General features: G+C 53.9%; 6 protein-coding genes. 1 reads left to right on the forward strand and 5 read right to left on the reverse strand.

Annotated elements, in window-relative coordinates; genetic code table 11:
- Positions 1-90 precede the first annotated feature (90 nt).
- The 5 genes from L692_RS0107820 to rpoE all read right to left on the reverse strand — a co-directional run bounded on the left by L692_RS0107820 (position 91) and on the right by rpoE (position 5,961).
- Positions 91-1,344, reverse strand: coding sequence for a UDP-N-acetylglucosamine 1-carboxyvinyltransferase (locus L692_RS0107820; RefSeq protein ID WP_025698709.1), 1,254 nt, complete (start codon positions 1,342-1,344; stop codon positions 91-93).
- A gap of 259 nt (positions 1,345-1,603) precedes the next feature.
- A complete protein-coding gene (fba, locus tag L692_RS0107825) occupies positions 1,604-2,458 on the reverse strand; it encodes a class II fructose-1,6-bisphosphate aldolase (protein WP_025698712.1) in 855 nt (284 codons plus the stop codon).
- Between the two features lie 280 nt (positions 2,459-2,738).
- Entirely contained in the window at positions 2,739-3,125 is a 387-nt protein-coding gene (locus tag L692_RS0107830; protein WP_025698714.1) for a response regulator, read from the reverse strand.
- Between the two features lie 345 nt (positions 3,126-3,470).
- Positions 3,471-5,078, reverse strand: coding sequence for a CTP synthase (locus L692_RS0107835; RefSeq protein WP_025698716.1), 1,608 nt, complete (start codon positions 5,076-5,078; stop codon positions 3,471-3,473).
- 319 nt (positions 5,079-5,397) lie between these two features.
- On the reverse strand, positions 5,398-5,961 hold the full coding sequence (gene rpoE / locus L692_RS0107840; protein WP_025698718.1) for a DNA-directed RNA polymerase subunit delta: 564 nt from the start codon (positions 5,959-5,961) through the stop codon (positions 5,398-5,400).
- A 351-nt stretch (positions 5,962-6,312) separates the two neighbouring features.
- Here rpoE and L692_RS0107845 point away from each other — a divergent pair.
- The coding region (locus tag L692_RS0107845; RefSeq protein WP_025698721.1) for a S8 family peptidase at positions 6,313-7,487 on the forward strand (1,175 nt) is incomplete at its 3' end.

Consider the following 7,487-nt stretch of genomic DNA (forward strand, 5'->3'; position numbering starts at 1 on the left):
GGCAGGGCCCCCCGCCAATAACCGTAACGGTATCTTTGGCTACTGGCCGAACGCCATGCGTTCCGCTTCAGGTATAAAAGCTCTTGAGGGTTACTCTTTCTCCCGCCAAACTTCGGCACCCAGTTGACGGAGGTTGGATACCAGATTGTCATAACCGCGGTCGATATACTCGACGCCGGTCACTTCCGTTATGCCGTCTTCTACGGTGAGCCCGGCGATAACCAGCGCGGCACCGGCTCTAAGATCCGCCGCTCTGACTTTGGCCGCATTCAGCTTGCAGCCTTCAATAATGGCCGATCTTCCTTCTACGCGTATCTTCGCCCCCATGCGCAGCAGCTCCGGGACATGCTTGAAGCGGTTGCTGTAGACGAAGTCGCTGAGTACGCTTACGCCTTTCGCCTGCGTCAGCATACTGGTCATCGGCGACTGGAGATCGGTGGCGAACCCCGGATAGATAAGCGCCTTGACATCGGCCGGCTCGTAAGCCATCCGGCCGATGACCCGGATGCTCTCATCCAGTTCCTCCACTTCAACGCCCATTTCCAGCAGCTTGGCCGTCAGCGCTTCCAGATGCTTGGGAATCACATTGTCTATTAACACATCGCCGCGAGTGGCCGCCGCAGCGATCATGTAGGTACCCGCCTGAATCCGGTCGGGAATGATGGAATGGCGGCAGCCGTGCATTTCCGCCACGCCTTCGATCCGGATGGTTTCGGTTCCGGCGCCCTTAATGACGGCGCCCATGGAATTGAGTAAAGTGGCTACATCTATAATCTCAGGCTCTTTAGCCGCGTTTTCGATAATGGTAGAGCCTTTGGCCCGGGAAGCCGCCAGCATAATATTAATAGTCGCGCCTACGCTCGATACATCCAGATATATCTTTGCGCCGCGCAGCTCTTTGGCATATAAATGAATGGCGCCATGTTCGTTGGAAACGGTCGCGCCGAGCGCCTCGAATCCTTTAATGTGCTGGTCGATAGGTCTTGGCTCAAAATTGCAGCCTCCGGGAAGCCCGATGGTCGCTTCTTTGAAGCGTCCGAGGAGCGCCCCCATCATGTAATAAGAAGCCCGCAGCTTCTTGACTGGGCCGTTCGGCATAGGAATGGATACGATCCGCGAAGGATCGATTCGCATCTGGCTGCCCGACCAGGATACATCGGCGCCAAGCTCTTGCAAAATTTCAGAATAGACGGCTACATCGCTAAGGGAGGGCAAATTATCCAGAATAACTTCCGATTCAGCCAAAATCGCCGCAGGAATGAGCGCAATCGCACTGTTCTTCGCACCGCTGATCGTCACCATGCCTCGCAGCGGACGCCCACCGCCAATCATTAATTTTTCCATCGATTATCTGGTTCCCCCTAGATGTATTGCAGTTGCTTTCGGCAATACGAACTGCGACATGTTGAATAATGGCAGGAGGACACGGCAGAGCCGCCTGCATCACAGCTCCGCTGTCCGCCATACCGGATTAAACCGAAAGGGTAAAAGTACAGATTTCTGTATTTAAATGGAAAGACACCGGCTAAGCGGTGTGCTCTCCATATCAAGCTATTCAGTTCATTATAACAGCATCAGGCAGACTTGCCCAAGTGCAATACGACTAAGCTTTGTTGCTAGTACCGAATTCACGGATTTTACCGATAACCGTTTGTTTGATGGCTTCACGGCCCGGTGCGATAAATGTACGAGGATCATAGGCTTCCGGTTTAGCTGCCAGCACTTCGCGGACAACCTTGGCGAAAGCGATTTGGTTCTCGGTGTTTACGTTGATTTTGGAAGTTCCCAGGGAAATCGCTTTGTCAATGTCATGCTTTGGAATGCCTGTACCGCCATGAAGAACGAGCGGAATCTTAACCGCGTCGCGAACTTCTTCCATTTCCTTGAATCCAAGGTTAGGCTCGCCGAGGTAAGGTCCATGTACGGAACCAAGCGCCGGAGCCAGGGCATCAACGCCGGTTTCTTTTACGATAGCTACACACTCATCCAGTTTGGCGTACATAATGCCGCCAATAACGTCGTCTTCCTGTCCGCCGACCGTACCGACTTCAGCTTCCACGGAAGCGCCTTTGGAATGAGCGTACTCAACGACCTTCTTGGTCATTTCGATATTTTCTTCAATCGGATGGTGGGAGCCATCAATCATAACGGAAGTAAATCCGGCGTCAATGGCTTCTTTACACTTATCGAAGCTCGAACCATGGTCGAGGTGAATCGTTACCGGGATAGAGATCTTCATATCTTGAATCAGGCCTTCTACCATCTTCACCACGGTGTTAAAGCCGCCCATATGACGCGCTGCGCCTTCGGACACGCCAAGAATTACCGGAGCTTTCTCTTCTTCAGCCGCAGCCAAAATCGCTTGGGTCCATTCGAGGTTGTTGATGTTGTACTGACCAACCGCATATTTTCCTGCAAGAGCTTTGTTCAAAATGTCTGTCATCGATACCAATGGCATAATTCATCCTCCTAAAGATAGTTTCTAGCTATTGTAAATGAAGCCGACATCACATACAGGCCTATTATAGCACAACCTGTCTCAAATACTAAATAGGGTATACAAAAAAATGTCCCGGTGGGACGAAATTTATCCAACCCCCTAATATTACGCTTCCATCATCCTTTTTATTCCCCTTTGCCGCCCTCTTGCATACATGCCGCCGCTCGCTCCGCGACCCGGGCCTTGAGTAACGGCGCTCCCCCTAAAAAGGGACTCCGCTCACCGCAGAGTCCCCACTTTAACTGCATTGGTCGATAGACCCGGTGCGCAAATGCATATTGACCGCCACCCGCATTTCATCAATATCGAAAGGCTTGGTGAAATGCATAAGCGCTCCCAGCTTCGTCGCCTCCTTGATCATGTCCAGCTCGCCGTAAGCCGTCATCATGATGACCTTGACTGCCGAATTGATTTCCTTGATGTGCTTCAGAATTTCCAGTCCGTCCATTCCCGGGATTTTCATGTCGAGCAGAACCAGGTCGGGGCAGTCGCTGCGTACGATGTCTAAAGCCGCTTTTCCGTTAGCTGCCTGCAAAGTCGTGTATCCCTCGCTATTAAAAACCTCCATAAGCAGGATTCGAATCCCATTCTGGTCATCGACAATTAATACTTTCTTTTTCTCCATTCCTAACCCTCCCTGAGTATAACGCAGATTCCCACACCGCTCCGACGGTCCTTCTCAAAAATCCGTTACGAAGAACTATAATTCGTGCTTGACCGCCAAAATCCTGCTAACTGGTAAAAATGCGTAATTATTCAGCCCAAAACAGTACCAATGCAGGTTGCCGAGCGCAGCAAAAGAGCAGACCTGCAAAGCCTGTCCCGGAAAACAGAGTGTGTCTTAAGGACTCTTGTCTACTTTTCGGGGAGGAAAACCTTGAAATGTTCGTCAAAAATTCAAAGAGCCTCCCGTAAAGGGAGGCTCTGCTGCTTAGCCGGAGATCCGGAAAAGGAAAGCTTAAGCCGCTTCTTATAATTGCTCCGCATGAGTGAGCGAAGCCTTGATAAATTCGCGGAACAGCGGCTGCGGACGGTTCGGGCGGGAGGTAAACTCCGGATGGAACTGTACCGCCAGGAACCAGGGATGTCCCGGAAGCTCAACGATTTCGACCAGACGTCCGTCCGGGGAAGTCCCGGAAATCAGCAGGCCGGCTTTTTCAATTTGATCGCGGTAGGAATTGTTGAACTCGTACCGGTGGCGGTGACGTTCGTATACCAACTCTTCCCCGTAACAGGAAATAGCCAGGGAATTCGGCTGTAGCTTGCAGGGATAAAGACCCAGACGCATGGTGCCCCCAAGATCCTCGATATCCTTCTGCTCGGGCAGCAGGTCGATTACAGGATGCGGCGTCGCCGGGTCGATTTCCGAGCTGTTGGCTCCCGCAAGTCCCAGAATGGAGCGGCCGTATTCAATAACGGATACCTGCATTCCAAGGCAAATGCCGAAGAACGGAACCCCCTGCTCGCGGGCATAGCGAATCGCGGAGATTTTGCCTTCAATGCCCCGGTCGCCGAAGCCGCCGGGAACAAGAATTCCCCCGACGCCGCGCAGGATCTCGCCCACATTCTCATCCGTGATTTCCTCGGCGTTCACCCAGCGGATACTGACTTCGGCATTGGCGTCGAAGCCCGCATGGGAGAGAGACTCCACCACGCTAAGGTAAGCGTCGTGCAGCGCCACGTATTTGCCGACAATCGCAATCTCCACATTGCGCTCCAGCTTGTTGATGCGAGCAAGCAGGGCTTCCCATTCGCGCATATCCGGCGCCGGTGTAGTCAGCTTCAGATGGTTGACGACAATCTCGTCGAGTCCTTCGTCGCGCAGATTAAGCGGAACCTCATACAGCGTCGAAGCGTCGCGGCATTCCACAACCGCATTCGCGTCGATGTCGCAGAACAGCGCAATCTTGGCCTTCATGTCCGCAGAAAGCTCATATTCCGTACGGCAGACAATCACATTCGGCTGAATCCCGATGCTCCGCAGTTCCTTGACGCTGTGCTGGGTCGGCTTCGTCTTCACTTCGCCCGCGGCCTTGATATAAGGAATGAGGGTTACGTGGATGTACATTACATTTTCACGACCAATGTCGCTCTTGATCTGGCGGATGGCCTCCAGGAAAGGCAGGCTCTCGATGTCGCCGACAGTGCCGCCGATCTCCGTGATGACAACATCCGAGCCGGTCTCGCGGCCCGCGCGGAATACCCGCTCCTTGATTTCGTTCGTAATGTGGGGGATGACCTGAACCGTCCCGCCCAGGTACTCGCCGCGCCGTTCTTTGCTGATTACCGAGGAGTAGACTTTACCTGTCGTCACGTTGCTGTTCTTTGACAGGTTGATGTCAATGAACCGCTCATAGTGTCCAAGGTCGAGGTCGGTCTCCGCTCCGTCATCTGTAACAAATACCTCGCCGTGCTGATACGGACTCATCGTTCCCGGGTCCACATTAATGTACGGATCGAATTTTTGAATCGTCACCTTGAGACCCCTGTTTTTGAGCAGCCTGCCCAGCGAAGCGGCCGTGATCCCTTTACCCAGGGAGGACACCACGCCACCCGTTACAAAAATATACTTTGTCACTGCATAACCCTCCTAAATAAAATCCGTGTGATTCAGGCGACGTATGATGTTATCGTAACCCGTTTTCAGACCGTCAAAACGAAGAAATTCAAAAGCCGCCGAGTCCTTTCAGGAAAGCCCTCGCCGCAATCCGAATCGCTGAAAAAAACGGTGTTTCTCCGGCACCAAAATGCCATCTAAAAAAACAAAAAAGTACACCCGTAGAACCGGGGCACTTTTTATTTTTGAAATATAGAATTTCCTTTCACCATAAGCCCATCAAATAGTTTACTCTGTCGGCTTTATTGATGTCAAGGAAGAATTATGGAGCGGAAGCTTATTAAAATCTGTCGTCGTCTTCCTCGTTCGATCCTTCTTCTTCGGCCTCTTCATCGGAATCTTCATCGTCCAGATCCTCGCCTTCCAGGTCTTCATCATCCATCACGACCTCTTCATCGACTTCATCCTCGCTGTCATCGTCGGAATACAGGTCGTCGCGGTCCTCGTCGATCACGTCGAAGTCCTCTTCGTCGCTCGAGTAGACATCTTCCTCCTCGGTAAAGTCGTCATCCTCCAGATCATCGTCATCGTCGTTAATGATGCGCGGACGTTTGGAGTTGGCGATGGGATCGTCGGAGCGTTCCAGCGGGTACCAGCGCTTGAGGCCCCACAGATTGGTCCCTACACAGGCAAACCGCCCGTCGATGTTAATTTCGGTATATAACTGGGCGATCGTATCATTGATTTGTTCATCGGACATTCCGCGCAGCTTGGCCACCTCGGCCATCAGATCGCGGTAATAGAACGGCGTATTGGCCGCCTTCAGAATCAGAAAAGCCAGGTCTACCATCGGCATCTCTTTGATTTTTTCAGGATCGAGCTTCAAATTAAGTGGCGTACTCACTTCTCAGGGACACTTCCTCTCACGCATTGTTCACGCTATGGCTTGACAAACCTAAGTAAAACCTATTTGGGAACAAAATGCAAGTCTATTCGGCGCAGACAGAAGGGATAGCGGCAGTATGAAAAAAGGCGGAGGAAGCTCCTCCGCACCTGACTGTATCCACGCCCAGGATTGGCTCCGGCGGCGTTTGTTTCAAAGAGGGCTTTCGCCTCTCCCGATATTTTATGTACACCGCAATCTTTTGACACGCAGGGCAGCCTATTTCGGCAAAAAAGGGCAAGTTCCCATGCGGGCCCCTCCGCTTGCTCATAAAATATCGGAGCATGGCAACAGGAGGGGATGGCGTAAATCATGGACTTTTACGAATTTTGGCAAGCGGTGCTTAAAGAAATAGCGACCGCCCCCGCAGATGAAGAACGCCGCATCGTCACTTTTCACGATCCCCGTCAGTATGCCGGAGCGCTGTCGCAGTGGAAGTCTTTGAAGCCCAGCCGGCCCGGATTGCGTAAAGTCAAGGTTTCTCCGCTGATCCGGGCCTTTGTGGTGCCTGCCGCCGGCGCCGGGAAGCTGATGCATAAATATGCGGGAGCCCTCACTATTGAAGAAGATTTGCGCATACAGATCCATTCGCCCGTCACATCCCCCGCCACGGGCAAGAGCTCGCATTACCTGCCTTGGGGCGTAAGGGCGATTCGCGCTCCCCAAGCGTGGTCGAGATCGACCGGCGTTCATATTAAAATCGGCGTCATCGATACCGGCGCGGATTTCCTCCATCCCGATCTCAAGGCTTCGCTCGCCTCCGGGGTGAATCTGCTGCACCGGGGCATTCTGCCGCTCGACGACAACGGACACGGCACGCACATCGCCGGAACGCTCGCCGCAGCGGGCGGCACTCGGGGCATGATGGGCGTGGCGCCGCGCTCCCTGATCTACCCTGTCAAAGCCTTCGACCATACTGGCTCCGCCTATGTGTCCGATATTGTGCTCGGCATTGATTGGTGCGTCCAGAACCGGATCGACCTCATTAATATGAGCTTCGGAATGAAGACCCGCAGCAAAGCGCTGCATGATGTTGTTGTCAAGGCTTACCGCGCCGGCATCCCGATTATCGCCTCGTCGGGCAATGACGGCAAGCGGGGGGGCGACTATCCGGCCCGGTACAGCGAGACGATCGCCGTCGGCGCCATCGATCACAAGCGCCGCGTCGCCTCTTTCAGCAACCGCGGCGCGTATATTGATGTATACGGGCCGGGGGAGAATGTGCCTTCCTGCTGGCCCAAGGAAGGCTACAAGGAAATGAGCGGCACCTCCATGGCGACCTCGCATGTGACGGGAGCCGCCGCCCTGCTGCTCGGTCTGTGCCCGGAGCTTACGCCGCGGCAATTGAAGCTGCTGCTTCGCCGCACCTCATCGCCTCTGCGGCTGCGCAAGGGCCAGCGCCGGACCGCGCTGGGCGGCGGCGTCGTGGATGCGCTGCGCCTGCTGCGGGCGCGGACGCATGTGCGCCGGGCAGCCTCGGGCGCAGG

The sequence above is a fragment of the Paenibacillus forsythiae T98 genome, assembly GCF_000520735.1.
GTDB classification, from domain to species: Bacteria; Bacillota; Bacilli; order Paenibacillales; family Paenibacillaceae; genus Paenibacillus_AQ; species Paenibacillus_AQ forsythiae.

Coding starts and splice junctions, on each gene's coding strand:
- L692_RS0107830 (WP_025698714.1), bottom strand. CDS start 3,125: ATGGAGAAAAAGAAAGTATTAATTGTCGATGACCAGAATGGGATTCGA.
- fba (WP_025698712.1), bottom strand. CDS start 2,458: ATGCCATTGGTATCGATGACAGACATTTTGAACAAAGCTCTTGCAGGA.
- L692_RS0107820 (WP_025698709.1), bottom strand. CDS start 1,344: ATGGAAAAATTAATGATTGGCGGTGGGCGTCCGCTGCGAGGCATGGTG.